The 16,720-nt window shown below is 65.9% G+C and carries 16 protein-coding genes; 9 read left to right on the plus strand and 7 right to left on the minus strand.

The annotated features are described in order from the left end of the window. The first annotated feature begins 11 nt into the window (after positions 1 to 11). From ACSQ23_RS09920 to ACSQ23_RS09935, 4 genes are all read left to right on the plus strand, one after another. Positions 12 to 1,028 (plus strand): ABC transporter permease, encoded by a 1,017-nt coding sequence (locus ACSQ23_RS09920; RefSeq protein ID WP_436090507.1) that lies wholly within the window; start codon positions 12 to 14, stop codon positions 1,026 to 1,028. Between the two features lie 240 nt (positions 1,029 to 1,268). After that, entirely contained in the window at positions 1,269 to 2,222 is a 954-nt protein-coding gene (locus tag ACSQ23_RS09925) for a sugar-binding protein (RefSeq protein ID WP_055887013.1), read from the plus strand. Between the two features lie 168 nt (positions 2,223 to 2,390). Beyond that, positions 2,391 to 3,932 carry a sugar ABC transporter ATP-binding protein gene (locus tag ACSQ23_RS09930; protein ID WP_436090508.1) on the plus strand — a complete coding sequence of 514 codons (1,542 nt, stop codon included), beginning with the start codon at positions 2,391 to 2,393 and terminating at the stop codon, positions 3,930 to 3,932. Between the two features lie 10 nt (positions 3,933 to 3,942). Beyond that, on the plus strand, positions 3,943 to 4,941 hold the full coding sequence (locus ACSQ23_RS09935; protein WP_055887007.1) for an ABC transporter permease: 999 nt from the start codon (positions 3,943 to 3,945) through the stop codon (positions 4,939 to 4,941). A 6-nt stretch (positions 4,942 to 4,947) separates the two neighbouring features. On the opposite strand, the gene ACSQ23_RS09940 is transcribed toward ACSQ23_RS09935, so the two are convergent. The 6 genes from ACSQ23_RS09940 to ACSQ23_RS09965 are packed head-to-tail and all read right to left on the minus strand — an operon-like array spanning position 4,948 to position 9,895. Beyond that, complete coding sequence (locus tag ACSQ23_RS09940) at positions 4,948 to 5,697, minus strand: SDR family NAD(P)-dependent oxidoreductase (RefSeq protein WP_055887003.1); 750 nt, start codon at positions 5,695 to 5,697, stop codon at positions 4,948 to 4,950. Then, positions 5,694 to 6,506 carry an SDR family NAD(P)-dependent oxidoreductase gene (locus tag ACSQ23_RS09945; RefSeq protein ID WP_055886998.1) on the minus strand — a complete coding sequence of 271 codons (813 nt, stop codon included), beginning with the start codon at positions 6,504 to 6,506 and terminating at the stop codon, positions 5,694 to 5,696. The genes ACSQ23_RS09940 and ACSQ23_RS09945 overlap by 4 nt, the downstream gene beginning before the upstream one ends. Continuing rightward, positions 6,503 to 7,321 carry a sugar phosphate isomerase/epimerase family protein gene (locus ACSQ23_RS09950; RefSeq protein ID WP_056003613.1) on the minus strand — a complete coding sequence of 273 codons (819 nt, stop codon included), beginning with the start codon at positions 7,319 to 7,321 and terminating at the stop codon, positions 6,503 to 6,505. Before ACSQ23_RS09950 ends, ACSQ23_RS09945 begins: the two co-directional genes overlap by 4 nt. Then, entirely contained in the window at positions 7,318 to 8,367 is a 1,050-nt protein-coding gene (locus ACSQ23_RS09955; RefSeq protein ID WP_244488561.1) for a Gfo/Idh/MocA family protein, read from the minus strand. Before ACSQ23_RS09955 ends, ACSQ23_RS09950 begins: the two co-directional genes overlap by 4 nt. Positions 8,368 to 8,390: 23 nt before the next feature. Next, positions 8,391 to 9,173, minus strand: coding sequence for an acetoacetate decarboxylase (locus tag ACSQ23_RS09960; RefSeq protein ID WP_055886994.1), 783 nt, complete (start codon positions 9,171 to 9,173; stop codon positions 8,391 to 8,393). After that, positions 9,170 to 9,895 carry a FadR/GntR family transcriptional regulator gene (locus ACSQ23_RS09965; RefSeq protein WP_055886991.1) on the minus strand — a complete coding sequence of 242 codons (726 nt, stop codon included), beginning with the start codon at positions 9,893 to 9,895 and terminating at the stop codon, positions 9,170 to 9,172. Before ACSQ23_RS09965 ends, ACSQ23_RS09960 begins: the two co-directional genes overlap by 4 nt. A 144-nt stretch (positions 9,896 to 10,039) precedes the next feature. Between ACSQ23_RS09965 and ACSQ23_RS09970 the strand changes: the two genes are divergently transcribed. Beyond that, complete coding sequence (locus ACSQ23_RS09970; RefSeq protein WP_436090509.1) at positions 10,040 to 11,167, plus strand: mandelate racemase/muconate lactonizing enzyme family protein; 1,128 nt, start codon at positions 10,040 to 10,042, stop codon at positions 11,165 to 11,167. 229 nt (positions 11,168 to 11,396) lie between these two features. Here ACSQ23_RS09970 and ACSQ23_RS09975 read toward each other — a convergent pair whose 3' ends face one another. Beyond that, entirely contained in the window at positions 11,397 to 12,062 is a 666-nt protein-coding gene (locus tag ACSQ23_RS09975; RefSeq protein ID WP_055886984.1) for an SGNH/GDSL hydrolase family protein, read from the minus strand. 162 nt (positions 12,063 to 12,224) lie between these two features. Here ACSQ23_RS09975 and ACSQ23_RS09980 point away from each other — a divergent pair, with 162 nt between their 5' ends. The 4 genes from ACSQ23_RS09980 to ACSQ23_RS09995 are packed head-to-tail and all read left to right on the plus strand — an operon-like array spanning position 12,225 to position 16,719. Further along, on the plus strand, positions 12,225 to 13,412 hold the full coding sequence (locus tag ACSQ23_RS09980; RefSeq protein ID WP_055886981.1) for a sugar ABC transporter substrate-binding protein: 1,188 nt from the start codon (positions 12,225 to 12,227) through the stop codon (positions 13,410 to 13,412). Between the two features lie 59 nt (positions 13,413 to 13,471). Beyond that, positions 13,472 to 14,986, plus strand: a complete 1,515-nt coding sequence (locus ACSQ23_RS09985; RefSeq protein WP_055886978.1) for a sugar ABC transporter ATP-binding protein — start codon at positions 13,472 to 13,474, stop codon at positions 14,984 to 14,986. A 9-nt stretch (positions 14,987 to 14,995) separates the two neighbouring features. Continuing rightward, a complete protein-coding gene (locus ACSQ23_RS09990; protein ID WP_055886975.1) occupies positions 14,996 to 15,994 on the plus strand; it encodes an ABC transporter permease in 999 nt (332 codons plus the stop codon). Then, a complete protein-coding gene (locus ACSQ23_RS09995; RefSeq protein ID WP_055886972.1) occupies positions 15,994 to 16,719 on the plus strand; it encodes a FadR/GntR family transcriptional regulator in 726 nt (241 codons plus the stop codon). Before ACSQ23_RS09990 ends, ACSQ23_RS09995 begins: the two co-directional genes overlap by 1 nt. The last annotated feature ends 1 nt before the right edge of the window (position 16,720 follow it).

Raw genomic sequence — 16,720 nt, forward strand, 5'->3', positions numbered from 1 at the left:
AGCTTGCCGAAATGACCACCGACACCTCACTCAAGGATGCCATCGACCAGCAGACGCATCGCGGCTTCCTGGCGTGGCTGATCAGCCGGCAGATCTTCTGGATTCTGCTGGCCGTGATCATCGCCATCATCGCGATGATGCTCTTGACCAAGACCTTCGCGACGCCGCAGAACCTGTTCAACGTCACCCGCAACTTTGCCTTTGTCGGCATTGTCGGGCTGGGGATGACGGCAGTGATCATCACCGGTGGCATCGACCTGTCGGTCGGCGCCACGGTGCTGATCTCGGCGATGACCACCACTATCATCATGCATGCGGGCCTGCCGATCACGCTGGCCATACCGGCCTCGATCGCCGCGTCGCTGCTGGTCGGCCTGATCAATGGGGTGCTGATCGCCATCGTCGGCATGCCGGCCTTCGTCGTGACGCTCGGCATGATGTCGATCGCCCGCTCGATCGGCATGGTGATGTCGAACAATGCGCTGATCTACGAGTTCGGGCCGGACCAGGCGATCCTGTTCAGCATCGGCGGCGGCTCGGTGGTGGTCGGGGGGCTGCCGATCCCCAACCCGCTGATCGTCATGGTGGTGCTGGCGCTGATCACCGGCTTCGCGCTGCGCTGGACCCGCTGGGGCCGGCATCTCTACGCCATTGGCGGCAATGAGAAGGCGGCAGTCCTCACCGGTGTTCCGGTCAAGGCAGTGAAGATCTCGGTCTATATGTTCGTGGCGTTCTGCGCCGGCCTGACCGGGTTCCTGCAGACCGGCTGGCTCGGCTCGGTCACCACCGGGTTTGGTACCGGGCTCGAACTCACGGTGATCGCCGCGACCGTCATCGGCGGGGCCAGCCTCGCCGGCGGCACCGGTACGGCGCTGGGCGCCGTGGTCGGCGCGGCGCTCATCGAGATCATCCGCAACAGCCTGACGCTGCTCGGCATCAGCACGTTCTGGCAGGGCACGTTCGTCGGCTCGTTCATTATTCTGGCCGTGGCGTCGAACCTGCTGCGCAACAAGGACACCGGGGAGTAACCCGACGACGAATTCCCGCCGGCGGACGCGCCGGCGGGATGGCACCGTTCTCTCTTGGTGCCGGGTTGAGATACGTACCTCAGCTTCGACGGAAGCAGACGCGACCCTGGAGCGCTTTCAGGAAAAGCTGTGAGACTTTTCCGGTTCGAAAGCGCGACGAAGTCAAAAGACTCTGGGGACGGGAGGACGAGGTGCGGGACGAAACCAACAGCGCCGCCGGATGGCGGCCAGGGAGGAATGATGAAGAGCCTAGTCAGTATCGCGGTTCTCGTGACCGCTGGTGTCCTGCTCGTCGGCGGCGCCGTCGCGCAGGAGAAAAAGCAGCTTGCCTTCGTGGTGAACGCCTCGTCCGACTTCTGGAAGCTGGCGGAAGCCGGGGTGAAGAAGGCGCAGGCCGAGCTGCCCAACTATGAATTGCAGTTCCGCTATCCGGCGCAGGGTACCGCCGCGCTGCAGAATGCGCTGATGGACGACCTCGTCGCCGCCGGCACCGATGCGATCATGATCTCGTCGGCCGACCCGAAGAACTCGATCGACGCGTTCAACCGCATCGCGGCGCAAGTGCCGCTGTTCACCACCGACTCCGACGCTCCGGCGTCGAACCGTCTCGCCTATCTCGGCTCGTCCAACACGCTGGCTGGCGTGCAGGCGGGCGAGGAGATGGTCAAGGCGCTGCCCAATGGCGGCAAGTGCATGGGCTTTGTCGGCTTCCTCGGCGCCGATAACGCGGTCGAACGCATCGCCGGCTTCCGCCAGGCCATCGAAGGCAAGGGCATCGAGCTGGTCGACGTGCGCGGCGACGATGTGGACTTCACCAAGGCGCGCACCAATGTCGACGATGTACTGGTGGCCAACCCCGAGATCACCTGCATGGTCGGGTTCTATTCGTACAACCCGCCCAAGATCTATGAGGCGCTGCAGGCGGCCGGCAAGCTCGGCCAGATCACCGTCGTCGCCTTCGACGAAGATCCGGTGACGCTGGGTGCAGTGAAGGAAGGCTCGTTCGCCGCCACCATCGTGCAGCAGCCGTTCGAGTGGGGTTATCAGGGCATGAAGCTGATGGCCGCCTATCTCGAAGGCGACAAGTCGGGCATCCCCGAGGACAAGCTGATCATCGTGCCGACGGCCGTGATCAACAAGGACAATGTCGACGCCTTCTCGGCTGACCTCAAGGCCAAGATCAGCGGCGGCTGACATCAAGGGGCGGAGACGGCCAATGGCCGTCTCCGCTGGCGCGGGCGACAGGGGGCTGTCGTCCGCGTCTTCTGATAACTTTGTCTTGCGCGCTTCCGAACCAGAAAAGTCTGCAACTTTTCCTGGAAGCGCTTTAGCGTTCAGGCGGGAACGCGCGGGGGAGGTGGAATGCTCGACAGCCGCGATCAAGAAGCGCCCGCGCGGCCCTTCCTGAAGCTCTCAGCCGTTCGCAAAACCTATCCGGGCGTGGTGGCGCTCGCCGGCTTCGACATGCTGGTCGCGCCAGGCGAGGTGATCGGCCTCGTCGGTGAGAACGGCGCCGGCAAATCGACGCTGATGAAGATCCTGGGTGGGGTCACGGTGCCCGACAGCGGCACCATCGAGATCGACGGCGCGCCCTATGCGGGGCTCAGCGTCGGTGGTTCGATGAAGGCGGGCATCGCCTTCGTCCACCAGGAGCTCAACCTGTTCGACAATCTGGACGTCGCGGCCAATGTCTATATCGGGCGCGAGCCACGGCGCGGCGGGGTACTGAACCTCGTCGACGAAAAGCAGATGCGCGCCGATGTGCTGCCCTACCTGAAGCGGCTCGGCGCCAATTTCGCGCCCAACACGCCGGTGGCGAAACTGTCGCTGGCGCAGCAGCAGATGGTGGAAATCGCCAAGGCGCTGTCGGTGAATGCGCGCCTTGTCATCCTCGATGAGCCGACCTCGTCGCTGCCTTTGGCCGAGACCGACAAGCTGCTCGAGGTGATCGCAGGCCTCAAGGCCGAGGGCATTGCGGTGATCTTCATTTCGCACCGGCTGCACGAAATCGAGCGGGCCTCAGACCGCGTGCTGGTACTGCGCGACGGGGTGCTGGTGGGCGAACTGAAGAAGGCCGAGATCGACCACGATCGCATGGTCAAGCTGATGATCGGCCGCGATCTCAAGGTGGCCTATGCGGCGCCCAAGCTCGACAAAGGCGAGGTGGTGCTGGCGGCGCGCGGCATCCGCACCGCGGCTTACCCGACCCGTGACGTCGGGCTCGAACTGCATGCGGGCGAAATCCTGGGGCTGGCGGGGCTGGTCGGCTCCGGCCGCACCGAGCTGGCGCGGGTGCTGTTCGGGGTCGACCCGCTCTATGCGGGCACAGTGACGCTCAATGGCGAGCCGGTGACGCTGCGTAACGCCTCGGACGCCGTGGCGCGCGGCATTTTCCTCGTGCCGGAGGATAGGAAGGGCGAGGGCATCCTGCTCGACCTGCCGATCTCGGAGAATATCAGCCTGCCCGATCTCGACGCCTATGCCCGCAGCGGGCTGGTGTCGCCGGCTTTGGAGCGGGTGCAGGCGGAGCGCAGCCGCTCCGAGCTCGGCATCAAGGCGCCGACGGTCATGACCCGGACCGGGAGCCTGTCGGGCGGCAACCAGCAGAAGGTGGTGCTGGCCAAGTGGCTGGCCATGCGGCCCAAGGTGCTGATCTTCGACGAGCCGACGCGCGGCATCGATGTCGGGGCCAAGGCGGAAATCTATCGGCTGATGCGCGGGCTCGCCGATGCGGGTGTCGCCGTGCTGATGATCTCGTCGGACATGGAAGAAGTGATCGGCGTGTCGGACCGCATCGCGGTGATGCACGAGGGCCGGATTTCAGGGCTGCTCGGGCGCGCCGAGTTCAGCGAAGAAAACGTGCTGCGGCTGGCGGTGGGCAAGCCGTTGGCGAAGGCCGGGTGAGGGGAAACGGATGAACAAGAAGGATCTGGGCCTGCTCGCCCTCATCGTCGTCGTCGGCTTCGTGGTGTATCTGCGCAACCCCGCCTTTCTCGGCCCGCAGAACCTTGCCAATACCGCCAACCTGATCGGCCTGTTCGGGCTGTTCGCCATCGGCCAGGGGTTTGTCATCATCACCGGCGGCATCGAGCTGTCGGCCGGCTCGATGATCGCGCTGCTCGGCGTGCTGTTCGTCGACCTGGTCGGCGCCAAGGGCGTGCCGTGGCCGATTGCCTTCGCCATCGTCATGGTGCTCGGGCTCGCCCTGGGGCTGGCGCATGGCCTCTTGATCACCAAGCTGAAGATGCAGCCCTTCGTGGTGACACTCTGCGGCCTGTTGATCTATCGCGGCGTGGCGCGCGGCTACACCGCCGACGCCACGGCCGGCTTCCCGTTTGGCAGCGAATATCCGGGCCTCGATTTCTTCGTCGCCCGCATCGGCGGTATCCCGGTCTCGGTCTATGTGCTGGCGGTGGTGGCGGTGATCGCCTGGTTCACGCTGCACCGTTCGGTGTTCGGCCGCTATCTCTTCGCCATCGGCAAGAACGAGGAGGCGGCGCGCTTCTCGGGTATCCGCACCGATGTGGTGGTCACCTCGGCCTATGTGATCTGCGCCGGGCTGACGGCTTTGGCGGCGATCTTTTTCGCCATGTACACCCGCTCCGTGCAGCCCTCGTCGCAGGGTAATTTCTATGAGCTCTACGCCATCGCCGCCGCGGTACTCGGCGGCTTCTCGCTGCGCGGCGGCGAGGGGTCGATCGTCGGGGTGATCCTCGGCACCATCCTCTTGCAGGAGTTGCAGAACCTCGTGAACCTCCTCGGCATTCCCTCCTCGCTCAACTTCGCGGTGATGGGCGGGGTGATCCTCATCGGCGTCCTGGTCGACCAGCAATGGGGCGTGTTCCGGGCGCGGCGGCGCATCGCCGAGGCGGCGCGCAGCAGCGAGGAATTTTCGCCAAAGCCGGGGGAGTGACTGCACCTATCGAACCCGCTCCATCAACCCTTCTTGCCGAATATCGACATACTGCCCGGCGAGGTCGTCGGCGGCGCCGCTGGCCAGCCAGGCGATGACCCGGGCGGGGCGCTCGGGCGGTTGCAGGTTTTCGCGCGGCACATCGGAGATCTGGTTGATCTTGGCGGCACGGATGGCCGCCTGCATGTCGGTATCGACGAGGCCGGGCGCGAAGGCGAAGCCGCGGAGGCCGATCTCGGCGCCTTCGAGTTCGATCGAACGGGTCAGCATCATGAGTGCGGCCTTGCCGGCGCAATAGGCTGACCAGCCCGACATGGCGTGGTTGGCGGCGCCGCTCACCACATTGACGACACGGCCGCCCTCGAGCGCCGGCCAGAGTGCCGCGACCAGCGCGGCGGGGCCGCTGACATTGACGGTCAGCGACCGGTCGAAGGCCAGCGGGTCGAGCGCGCTGAGCCTGGCCATCGGCTCGATGGTCGCGGCATTGTTGACGAGGATGTCGACGCGGCCATGGAGCGCCAGCGCCGCGGCGGCGCGCTCCGGAATCCCGGCGAGGTCGCCGACATCGAGGACGAACTCGCTGGCCTTGCCGCCCTTGGCGGTAACCGCGGCAACGACCTCGGCGCAGTCGCCGGGTTTGCGGCCGGAGGCGATGACTGTGGCGCCGAGCTCGGCCAGTGCCAGCACAATGGCGGCGCCGAGGCCGGCCCGTGCGCCGGTGACCAGCGCGACTTTGCCTTGCAGTGATCCGCTCATTTCGTCGGGCCTCGCTGAGCTGCGGCGCGAACGGAGTCCGCACTGGGCGTCGAGGCATAGGCCTGGAAGCCGCCGGTGATGTTGATCAGTTCGCCGGTGACGAAGCTGGTGTCGGGGCCCATCAGCCAACTGACACCGCCGGCCACATCCTCTGGGGTGCACCAGCGGTGCAGTGGGATGGTCGCCACCACATCGGCTTCGAAATCGTCCCAGCTCTTGCCGAGCTTTTCGGCCTTGGCGCGGAAGGCCTTCTCCATGCCGGTGCCGGGGCCGACATGGCCCGGGGCGATGGCGTTCACCCGCACGCCGCTCGATGCCATCTCGATCGCAAGGCACTGGGTCAGGCCCCAGATGGCGTTCTTGGAGGCGAGGTAGGCCGACGAGAACGGGTTGCCGAAGCCGAGCTTGGTGATGATGTTGACGATCTGGCCGCTCTGCTGCGCCGCCATGATGCGCGCCGCTTCGCGCGACATCAGGAAGGTGCCACGGGTGTTCACCGAAAAGATCCGGTCCCAATCCTCGACGGCGGTTTCGACCACCAGCGCCTGCATGTGGATGCCGGCATTGTTGACGACGCCGAACAGCCCGCCATGGCGCGCCGCGACGGCTTTGACGCCTGAGATCACCGAGGCTTCGTCGCCGATGTCGATCAGCTCGAACTCGCAGCCGATGGCGGCGGCGGCGCTCTCGGCGACGGCGCGGTCACGATCGGCGATCACCACCTGGTGGCCGTCGGCATGGAGGCGCCCGGCAATGGCGCGGCCGATGCCGCCGCCTCCGCCGGTGACGATGATAGCTGCAGAACTCACGGGGCACTCCAGGCGCGGAACAGGTCGCGCAGTTTCACGGTCTCGGTCAGCACGTCGTCGTGCAGCGTATCGAAATAGCCCTGGTGGACGACTTCGGCAGCTAGCCATCCGTCGTAGCCGGCATCGCGCAGCGTGGCGAAGAGCGCTGGGAAGTTGAGCGTCCCCTGGTCGAGCTTGGTTTGCAGGGCGCCGGGTCGCGCCTGCCGCAGATGCACATGGCCGGCCCAGCGGGCCAGAACGTCGATCTCATCCTGGCGGTAGCCGGAAACGGCGAAATGCGCGTAGTCCAGCGCCAGCTTCACCCCGGGGGCGCGCTCGCAGAGCTCGGCGGTGATGGCGGGGCTCTCGAGGTAGGAATGGACGTGCGGTTCGACGCAGACGGTGACGCCGGTATTCGCCGCGAGATCGAGCAGCGGCTTCAGCGACTCGACGGTTTCGGTGAGCGCCTGGGCGCGGCTCTGCGCGCCGTTGATCACGCCGGGGAGGATGAACACTGTTGGCGAACCGATGCCGACGCAGAACTTCAGCACGGCGGTGAAATCGGCGGTGTTCTTGGCGCGGTTGGCGGGGTCGGCGAGGTTGCGGTCGACGACGGAGTTGCCGAACAGGTGGTAGAGGTTGGCGACGGGTAGCGGCAGGCGTTTCCGCACCTCGTCGGCATAGGCCTCCGGCGCTGCCAGCAGCCGCGCGCGATCGAGGGCGGAGCGGTAGAAATAGCCGACATCCAGCCCTTCGATGCCGAGCAGGTTGGCCAGTCCGCCGACCTCGTCGAGCGTCAGTTCGGGGAAGGACCAGCTGGTGACGCTGAGCTTCACAGCACGTCCTCCAAGCGCCCCGATCTCGCCGAGCGGTACATGGCATCGAGCAGCACGCTCGAGCGCATGCCGACCACGCCATCGGCAGGGTTCGGCAGCTTTTCGCCGCGCGCCAGGTCGACCAGGAGGGTAATCGGCGCCACCTGCTCATAGGCGCCGGCATCGGGGCCGAGATCGGCGATGTGGGTCTTGCCGTCGTGACGGATCACCTCGACCCGGGCGCGTTCGATATCGAACAGCATCATGCCCTCGGTGCCGAAGATGCGGATGTCGATCTGGTAGCCACGCGACTTGGGCACGGTGGCCGAGCCCGACAGCGCCATGGTGGCGCCATTGGCGAATTCGACCACGGCGGCGTCGTAGAAATCGACGCCGGCAGGGGAGAGGCCGGTCTTCGCGAACACCTTGGCCGGGTCGAGATCGATGATGCGGAACAGCGCGCCGAGCCCGTGAGTCAGCTGGCCCCAGCCATAACCACCGGATTTCTTCGGGTCGGCCCAGGTGGAGACCGGCGGGCGGAACAGGTGGTCCTTGGTCTCGACCATCGGCTCGCCGCCGAACAGGTCGGCCAGCGCCGAGGCCATCTGCGCCACCACGTGGCGGACTTCGCCGACCCAGCCATCCTTCACCAGTTGATGGGCGGTCTCGACGATGGGCCGGAAGTTCCAGCCATAGGGCAGGATGATCTGGGTGTGGTTGGCGTTGGCGGTGGCCAGCAGGGCGCGGGCATCGGTAGCGCTGGTCGCCATCGGCTTTTCGATCAGCGTCGGCAGGCCGCGCGACAGCGCCAGCTGCGCATGCTCGGCGTGGAGGATGTGCGGCGAGGCGACGACCACGCCGTGCAAGGTTTCCGTGGCCAGCATTTCCGCCGCATCGAAATACGGCTTCACCCCGGGAAAGCTCGCGACGACCTTTTCCATGCCATCGGCATCGGGGCGGTTCACCGCGACGATTTCGACATTGGGGTTGGCGCGCAAAGCGGGGATGTGGCTGAGGGTCGCCCACCAGCCGGCGCCGATGACGCCGATATTGACCTTGTCGCTCAAACTGTCCTCCCAGGGATCGGCGCTTATGCGCTCTTGCCCAGATAGTCGTGGATGATCTCGCCGGTGACGAGAGTGAAATCGGCGCGCCAGTAGAAGGCCTCGAGCGGTTCGACCACCGGCAGGCGGAACACCGGCGCCTGGGCGTTGGGCCGCAGCTCCACCGTCGCGGGCCCACGCCAGCATTCGTGTACCTTCACGTCGGTGAGTTTGCGCGAGGTGATCTGGCGGATCGCCGGAGTGCCGTCGATGTGGTTGATGGCCTTCAGATTGAGGTTGGTGCCGTAATCGAAATGCGCCTTCATCAGCGCCGGGTCGACCGGCTGCTGCTTGTAGGGGGTGGTGACGGTGATGACGTCGATGCCGTTGCGCTCGACCCCGCCGACCATCAGGTCGCCACGGAACTCGAGGAACGGGTTGGCGAGTTTCTTGGGTTGGCCATGCACCTCGCGGCCATGCGCCACGCCGCCATCCGAGGCAAGGAACAGGTAGGGCGAGTAAGCGCCGGAGCGGCCGTTGGGAAGCTTGGCGCCGAACATCACGTTGGCCTCGTGATAGGGCCCGATCCAGCTGGTGTCGTTCATCTTGTAGATGTGGACGCAGACCACGTCGCCGGTAGCTTCGACCGGCGGCGGGGCGAGGAACTGCATCGCCTTGGGGTCGGTGCGCCAGAACACCGTCAGCACTTCGGCATTACGGAAGGTGAAGGGGAAGGGCGGGATGAACGGCGCGTCCCACGGGGTGGAAAAGCCACCGGCGAGGATGTCGGCTTCGGTGACCTTGTCGAGGCCCCAGCGTCTTTCGGTCATTCGTCTTTCGCCTTCATCGTAGCCTCGGTGGATTGCAGCACATGGTCCATGTGGGTGACCATCGCCTGTCGTGCCGCCGCAGCATCGCGCCGCCGGATCGCTTCGACAATGATGCGATGGTCGGCAATCGAGGTCGAAATGACGTTGGGCGTTTCCGACGCCGTCTTCCTGAATTCCTGGCCGAGCACGTTGAGGCTCTGGGCGGCGCGCGACAGGAACTCGTTGCCGGCGAGTTCGCCGAGCCGGCGATGGAAGGCGGTATCGACGTCGCGATAGCGCGCCGGCTCGAGCTTGGCTTCTTCCTGCGCGGCGATCAGCGCGTCGAGTTCGTCGAAGGCTGCCGCGTCGCCGCGGCTGGCGGCGAGCGCCGCGATCTCGCCCTCGATCAGTTTTCGCGCTTCGTACAGCTTTTCGACCTCGGCAGCGCGCAGCGTCAGGAAGAAGGTCAGCGGCGCGAGGAGGTCCGAGGCTTCGAGCTGCGAGACGAAGACGCCGCCGCCATGCCGCACCTCGATGACCCCGAGCACGGCAAGGGCGCGCAAAGCTTCGCGCAGGGTGGGGCGGGAAACGTCGAAGGTTTCGGCGAGCTTGCGCTCGGGTGGCAACTGGTCGCCGGGCTTCAGGTTGCCTGCCGTGACGAGGCCGAGCAGGCGCGCCACCAGCATCTCGGTCAGGCCGGAACGGCGCAACGGCACTTCGCCGCTGAGATCACTGATCGGCACTGTCTAGGCTCCCCGATGCGGCTTGGCTCGCCGTCTCTCGTGTAAGTGGCCAAGTGGTCTGACCACTTCTTGACCTAGCAGCGCCCTCGGTGCTAGTCAACGCCAAGCAGGGCCGGGCAACAGGCCGTCGAGGGAGATGCCGCAATGCGCGTGGGCCAGATTACCAGCCACGTGATCCGCTATGCCGACACCAACGACCACGGCAACCTGCGCCACACGGTGCTGGTCAAGGTCGAGACGGTGGATGGCGTGGTCGGCTGGGGCGAGGGCATCGCCATGTGGCCGGAGGCCTGCTGGGCGACCAAGACCTTGATCGATACCGGCTTCGGGCCGCTGCTCGCTGCTGCCGGCGAGATCAGCATCACGACAGCCTGGGAGAAGATGCGGGCGCATGCCTGGTGGTACGGCGAAGGCGGCATTGCCTGCTTCGCCTATTCGGCGCTCGACATGGCGCTGTGGGATATCGAGGGCAAGCGTGAGGGCAAGCCGCTCTATGAGCTGCTGGGCGGCAAAGCGCATGAGAGCCTGCCGGCCTATTCCTCCAGCCACGTCAACAAGGCGACACGGGCGCTGTGCGTCGAGGAGATCGTCGGCTACCAGGCCGAGGGTTATCGCGGCGCCAAGCTCGGCTTCGGCAAGCGCGGCCTCTCCAATATCGGGCAGGACCCGGACAACGACGTCGCCTTCGTGCGCGAATTGCGGGAGGCGCTCGGGCCCGACTTCGAGATCATCGTCGATGTCGGCAACGGGGTGAAATGGGACCGCGATACCGGCATCGCGACGACGCGGCGGATGGCCGAGTACGATATCGGCTGGATCGAGGAGCCGTTCTATCCGACCCGCATCGACGACTACCGGGCGTTGAAGGCGGCGCTGCCCAACATGCCGATTGGTACCGGCGAGCGCGAGTTCACCGTCACCGGCTACCAGCGGCTGATCGAGACCGGCACAGTCGATGTGCTCGGGGTCGACCCGTCGCGCGCCGAGGGGGTCACCGGGTTCTCGAAGATCGACGCGCTGTGTGGTGCGGCGGGGATCACCATCAATGCTCATGCCTGGAGCACGGCGATCCTCAGTGCGGCGAGCCTCCACCTGTCGCTCTGCTCGCCCAATGCGCGGCTGTTCGAGTTCAAGCCGATCCCGGTCGTGGTGCAGACGGACCTGGTCGACGAACCGATCCGCCAGCAGGGTGGATTTGCCTACGCACCGACGCGTCCGGGGCTTGGGATCGAGGTGGATGAGGCGGTGGTGAAGGCGTTGAGCCTTGGGTAGGGCGGGCGGCTACTCGGCAGTTCCAGATAGTTCGGCGCGGGAAGAGTACCCCCACCCCTGTCCCCTCCCCGCAAGGGGGACGACAAGAGGTCGCCCCGAGGGGAGGGAGACGCTCTCACCAGTGCCAGTGTTTTGGTCTCCTCCCCCCTTGCGGGGGAGGGACAGGGTGGGGGGAATCTTCCCGCGCCGGCCCGTCAGCCGCACTGATCTGACTTCTCCTGAGCTAGAGCTAAAGCTCCAAAATCCGCCGCACCTCTCCCGCCAGCGCCAGGCCGAGCGTCTCGTGTGCGCCGGCGTCGAGATGGATGCCGTCGTCGTCGCTCGAGCTGATGACGCTGCCGGCGTCGAAAAAGTGCACGCCATAGGCCTTGGCGACGCGGGCGTATTCGGCGGCGAATTTCTGCGATTTGGCGCTGCCGGCTTCGAACATTTCGGTGAGCCAGGTGAGCCTCGCCAGCGGGGCGGGCGACACCAGCAGCACTTCGGGGGCGAGGCCCTCGGGACCGGCAGTGGAGCGGCGCACCAGGTCGGCGAGCTTGCCGGCGCCATCGGCGATATCGCCCGCAGTCATCGACAGCCGCGCCTTCAGGTCGTTGGTGCCCAGCATGATGATCACCAGGTCGAGCGGCATGTGGGTGATCAGCGACACCGGCAGGTAGCGCTCACCGTTGCGGATCTCGCCCTCGATCGGATCGTCGACGCAGGTGGTGCGGCCGTTGAGCCCCTCCTCGAAGACGTTGACGCCGGCGCCGAGCGCCGCCTGCATGATGCGCGGCCAGCGCTGAGTGACGCCGAAGCGGCCGCCGGCGCCGCGATAAGGCTGGGGCACGGCGCCCCAGGTATTGGAATCGCCATAAGCCAGCACCGACAACGGTGCGGACGCCTGATCTGCCATTCGGACCTCCCGTTTTCGCTAGCCGTACGGTCAAGCGCGAGGAGAGGTCAACGCATAACTGGTCTGACCAAATAGCCAGAACTGGCTTGCGCCCGGAAAATGGACGCGATATGAGCTTGGATAATTGGACTGACCAATTGTCCAATACAAGGGAGAGAGAACATGCGACTGAAGAGTCTGCGCCTGGCTGCGATCGCCGGGCTGACGGCGGCCCTTATGTCGGGCGCCGCCTTCGCCGAGGATTTCCACGGCTTCGATCCGACCAGTTTTGACGGCAACATGGTGAGCGCCGAGCAGCTCGCTGCGATGGTGGTCGACGCGATCGCCGCCAATGCGCCGCGCAACGGTCAGAAGCTGACCATCGGCTTTGCCAACCTGCAGCGCGATATCTCGTTCTGCCTCAAGGTGGAGCAGGGCATCGTCGCCAATGCCGAGGCCGCGGGCATCGACCTGCAGATCGTCGATAACCGGCTCGACGGCGCCACGGCGCTGGCCAATGCCGAGAGCTTCCTGCAGCGCAATGTCGACTTCGTCATCGAATTCCAGACCGATGCGAATTTCGGCGCCACCATCATGCAGAAGATGAACGAGGCCAACACCAAGGTCATCGCCATCGACATCCCGATGCCGGGCGCCACCTTCTTCGGCGCCAACAACCCGAAGTCGGGCTTCATGGGCGGCGCCTATCTCGGCCAGGCGGCGATCCAGAAGTTCGGCGCCGACAAGGTGAAGACCGGCTACCTGGTGGTCGGCGAGCTGCCGCAGTCGGGCGCCGTGCCGGCGATGCGCACCAACGGCCAGGTGGCCGGCTTCAAGGGTGCCGTCGGCGAGTTCGCCGATGCGCAGGTCATCAAGATCGACACCAAGAATACGCTGGAAGAGAGCTTCACCCAGATGAACAACGTCATCGGGCGGATTCCCGAGGGCGTGCCGATCATGGTGACGGCGATCAACGACCAAGCGGCGACCGGCATGCTGCGCGCCGTCAAGCAGGCGGGCCGCGAGGCTGACCTGATCGTCGTCGGCATGGGCGCCGACGAAATCCAGACGCTGATCGACGAGCCGGCCTTCGTCGCTTCGGTGGGCTATTTCCCCGAGCGCTACGGCAACTTCCTCGTGCCGCTGGCCCTGATGGAGCTGGCCGGCAAGGAGGTTCCGGACACCGTGCTGATGACCCACTACATGGTCACCGACGGCAATGTCTGCGAGTTCTACAAGGACTTCGCCTGCTCGGCGACGCCGGATGCGATCACCTTCGAGCTGCCCGAGGACGCCTACAAGGCCCACCTCGAGGAGATCCGCAAGCTCCCCGAGCTGCAGGACTCGCTCAACCTGATCCCGACCAACTGACCCTGACTTGGGACGGTGGCATCAGCCACCGTCCCAATCTTTTTCCGACAGGTTATCGTATGTCCAGCACAGCACGGCTTTCGATGCGCGGCATCGACAAGTCCTTTGGCGGCGTCCCGGTGCTCAGCAATGTCGAGCTGACGCTCGAAGCCGGAGAGGTCGTGGCGCTGCTCGGCTCGAACGGCGCCGGCAAGTCGACACTGGTGAAGATTCTCACCGGGCTCTACAGCCGCGATGCCGGGACCGTCGAAGTCGACGGGCAGGCGGTGGTGTTCGGCAAGCCCGCTGACGCGATCGCGGCCGGGGTAAAGCTGCTGCCGCAGGAAATCTCGGTCATGCCCGACCTCAGCGTCGGCGAGAATATCCTCCTCGGCGATCTGCCGATGAAGCCGGGCTTCGGCTTCAAACAGGTCGACTACAAGACCATCCATATCCGCGCCACCGAGCTCCTCGCCCAACTGGGCTTCGAGGCGCTCGATACGCACCAGGACGTCAAGCGCCTGTCGGTGGCCGAGCAGCGCATCGTCGAGATTGCCCGCGCCATTGCCGGGCAGGCGCGGATCCTGATCATGGACGAGCCGACCGCCGCGCTTACCGAGCAGGAAGCCGAACTGCTGTTCGCCATCATCCGTCGGCTGAAACAGCAGCGGGTCTCGGTGGTCTATATCTCGCACTACATGAGCGAGGTGTTCGAGATTTCCGATCGCATCGTGGTGCTGCGCGACGGCCGCAATGCCGGCGACTTCGTCACCGCCACTACCAACAAAGCCGAAGTGCTGGCCGCCATGCTCGGCGCCACCGCCGGCGATCTCTATCCGACCGAACCTCCCCCGCCACCCGGCACCGACGTGCTGAAGGTCGAGGGTTTTGGGGTGCGCGGCAAGATTGCCGATGTGAGTTTCGCGGTGCGTTCGGGCGAGATTCTCGGGATCTTCGGGCTGGTCGGCTCCGGCGTCGAAGTGCTGGGCCGGGCGCTTTATGGCGCCGTGCACAGCGAGCGCAGCGGCCAGGTGACGCTCGATGGGCGACCCTACCGGCCGTCGACGCCGCAGCACGGCAAAGAGGCGGGTATCGGCTTCGTCGCCGCCGAGCGGAAGAAGGAAGGCATCATCGCCGACCTGACGGTGCGCGAGAACATCGCGCTGCCGTTCCAGAACCGCTTCACCCGCGGGCTGTTCGTTTCCACCGAAGCCGAGACCGGCCACGCGCAGAACTGGATCCGCGACCTCGGCATCCGCACCCGCGGGCCGGAGCAAAAGCTCAGGACCTTGTCGGGCGGCAACCAGCAGAAGGTGTGCCTCGCCCGCTGGCTGGTCGAGGGGGTGAAGCTGCTGATCCTCGAGGAGCCGACGCGCGGCGTCGATATCGGGGCGCGGCGCGAGATCTACGGCAAGCTGCGCGAGCTGACCGCCAAGGGCTATGCGGTGATCATCCTCTCGTCCGATGTCGAGGAAGTCGCCGGCATTTCCGACCGCTCGCTGGTGCTCGACCGTGGGCGCGTCGTCGAAGAATTCCCGCGCGGGGTGACCCCCGCCGCGCTGATGGCCGCCACGGCCGAAACCCAAACTGCCTGAAGGATCGCCATGGCCACCACCACTGAGACCGCTGCCGCCGCCCCGTCGCTGAAGCGCCGGTTCATGGAATTGCTCGCCAAGCCCTGGTCGGGCGTGGCCATGCTCCTGGTGTTCTACCTGATCCTGATCGCGGTGTTCTCGATCCTGTCGCCGTTCTTCTTCAACACCCGCAACATGCTGCAGATCGGGCTCAACGTCGCCTATATCGGGCTGATGGCGGCGGCGGGGACGCCGCTGATCATTGCCGGCGGGCTCGACCTGTCGGTGGCGGCGATCGCCGGGCTGACCGGGGTGATGATCTCGCTGCTGGTCGGGCTCGGGGTGCCGGTCTGGGTGGCGGTCGGGCTGGCGCTGGCGCTCGCCGCGGCGATCGGCGTCGCCAACGGGCTGTTCACCACGCGGCTGAAGCTCAACCCGCTGATCACGACGCTCGGGATGATGAGCATCGTTTCGGGCATTGCGCTGGTACTGACCGGCGGCCTCACCAGGCCGCTGATGATCCCCGGCTTCAACTGGATCGGCAATGAGCGGCTGTTCTCGATCCCGATTCCGCTGATCATCATGGTGGTCACTTTCTTCGCGCTCTGGCTGGTGATGACCAAGACCAAGTTCGGCCGCTTCATCTATGCGGCGGGCGGCAATGCCGAGGCATCGCGGCTGATCGGCATTCCGGTCGAGCGCACGGTGATCGTGCTCTACGTCATCTCGGCGCTGGCCGGCGCCGTAGCCGGCACCATCCTCGGCGCCATGCTGGGGGCGGCCGGGCCGAACGCTGCCGGCTCGCAGCTGCTCACCGTCATCGCCGCCATCATCCTGGGTGGCACCAGCCTCAATGGCGGGCGCGGCTCGGTGTGGGGGACGCTCCTGGCGGTGCTGATCCTGGGCACGCTCAACAATGGCTTGACCCTGCTCAACGTATCGAGCTTCTGGCAGGATGTGACGCGCGGCGTCGTCCTGATGCTCGCGGTGAGTCTGGATCAGTTGCGCAATCGCGCCCTGGGTGAGTGATGATCGCGGTTGAGTCCTATGCGCCTATCGAACGCAGCAGCTCCGTCGCCGAGCAGGTGGCCAAGCGCCTGCTGGAGATGGTGCGGACCAAGGCGCTGAAACCGGGCGACCAGCTGCCGCCGGAACGGGAACTCGCCACCTACATGCAGGTCAGCCGGCCGAGCCTGCGCGAAGCGCTACGCGGGCTGCAGATCCTCGGCGTCCTGAAAATGCGGCAGGGCGGCGGCATTTATGTCACCGGGCTCGAGGCCTCGGACCTCTTGGGCCCGCTGCAGTTCCTCATCACGCTCGACAGCAAGAATCTCGGCTCGCTCTATGAGAGCCGGCGGATGATCGACGGCTCGATCGCCCGGATGGCCACCGGGCTGATCACCGACGCGCAACTGGCCAAGCTCCACAAGCTGGTCGAGGCGCAGGTGCACCTCACCAACGATTCCCTCGGCTTCCGGCTCGCCGACACCGAGTTCCACGAGACCATCGCCGCGGCGACCGGCAACACCTTCCTCGTCACCATCTCGCACTCGCTCTATGTGCTCGGCATGGAGTACCGGCGGATCGCGGCGGAAACCCCCAATGTGCTGGAGCGCTCGCTGGCCGAGCATCGGGTGATCGTCGCGGCGCTCGAGGCACGCGATGCGGCAGCGGCGGAAGCGGCGATGCAGGCGCACCTGCTGAGCGTCCACCGCTCGACGCTCGAAGTGATGCAGGCCAAGGGTGAGGTTTAGC

The sequence above is a fragment of the Devosia sp. LjRoot16 genome, assembly GCF_964252795.1.
Classification (GTDB): domain Bacteria; phylum Pseudomonadota; class Alphaproteobacteria; order Rhizobiales; family Devosiaceae; genus Devosia_A.

Excerpts from the sequence above, each read along its gene's own strand:
- ACSQ23_RS09995 (WP_055886972.1), top strand. The coding sequence starts at position 15,994 with ATGATCGCGGTTGAGTCCTATGCGCCTATCGAACGCAGCAGCTCCGTC.
- ACSQ23_RS09925 (WP_055887013.1), top strand. The coding sequence starts at position 1,269 with ATGAAGAGCCTAGTCAGTATCGCGGTTCTCGTGACCGCTGGTGTCCTG.
- ACSQ23_RS09975 (WP_055886984.1), bottom strand. The coding sequence starts at position 12,062 with ATGGCAGATCAGGCGTCCGCACCGTTGTCGGTGCTGGCTTATGGCGAT.
- ACSQ23_RS09985 (WP_055886978.1), top strand. The coding sequence starts at position 13,472 with ATGTCCAGCACAGCACGGCTTTCGATGCGCGGCATCGACAAGTCCTTT.
- ACSQ23_RS09930 (WP_436090508.1), top strand. The coding sequence starts at position 2,391 with ATGCTCGACAGCCGCGATCAAGAAGCGCCCGCGCGGCCCTTCCTGAAG.
- ACSQ23_RS09990 (WP_055886975.1), top strand. The coding sequence starts at position 14,996 with ATGGCCACCACCACTGAGACCGCTGCCGCCGCCCCGTCGCTGAAGCGC.
- ACSQ23_RS09970 (WP_436090509.1), top strand. The coding sequence starts at position 10,040 with ATGCGCGTGGGCCAGATTACCAGCCACGTGATCCGCTATGCCGACACC.
- ACSQ23_RS09980 (WP_055886981.1), top strand. The coding sequence starts at position 12,225 with ATGCGACTGAAGAGTCTGCGCCTGGCTGCGATCGCCGGGCTGACGGCG.
- ACSQ23_RS09960 (WP_055886994.1), bottom strand. The coding sequence starts at position 9,173 with ATGACCGAAAGACGCTGGGGCCTCGACAAGGTCACCGAAGCCGACATC.
- ACSQ23_RS09940 (WP_055887003.1), bottom strand. The coding sequence starts at position 5,697 with ATGAGCGGATCACTGCAAGGCAAAGTCGCGCTGGTCACCGGCGCACGG.
- ACSQ23_RS09935 (WP_055887007.1), top strand. The coding sequence starts at position 3,943 with ATGAACAAGAAGGATCTGGGCCTGCTCGCCCTCATCGTCGTCGTCGGC.
- ACSQ23_RS09920 (WP_436090507.1), top strand. The coding sequence starts at position 12 with ATGACCACCGACACCTCACTCAAGGATGCCATCGACCAGCAGACGCAT.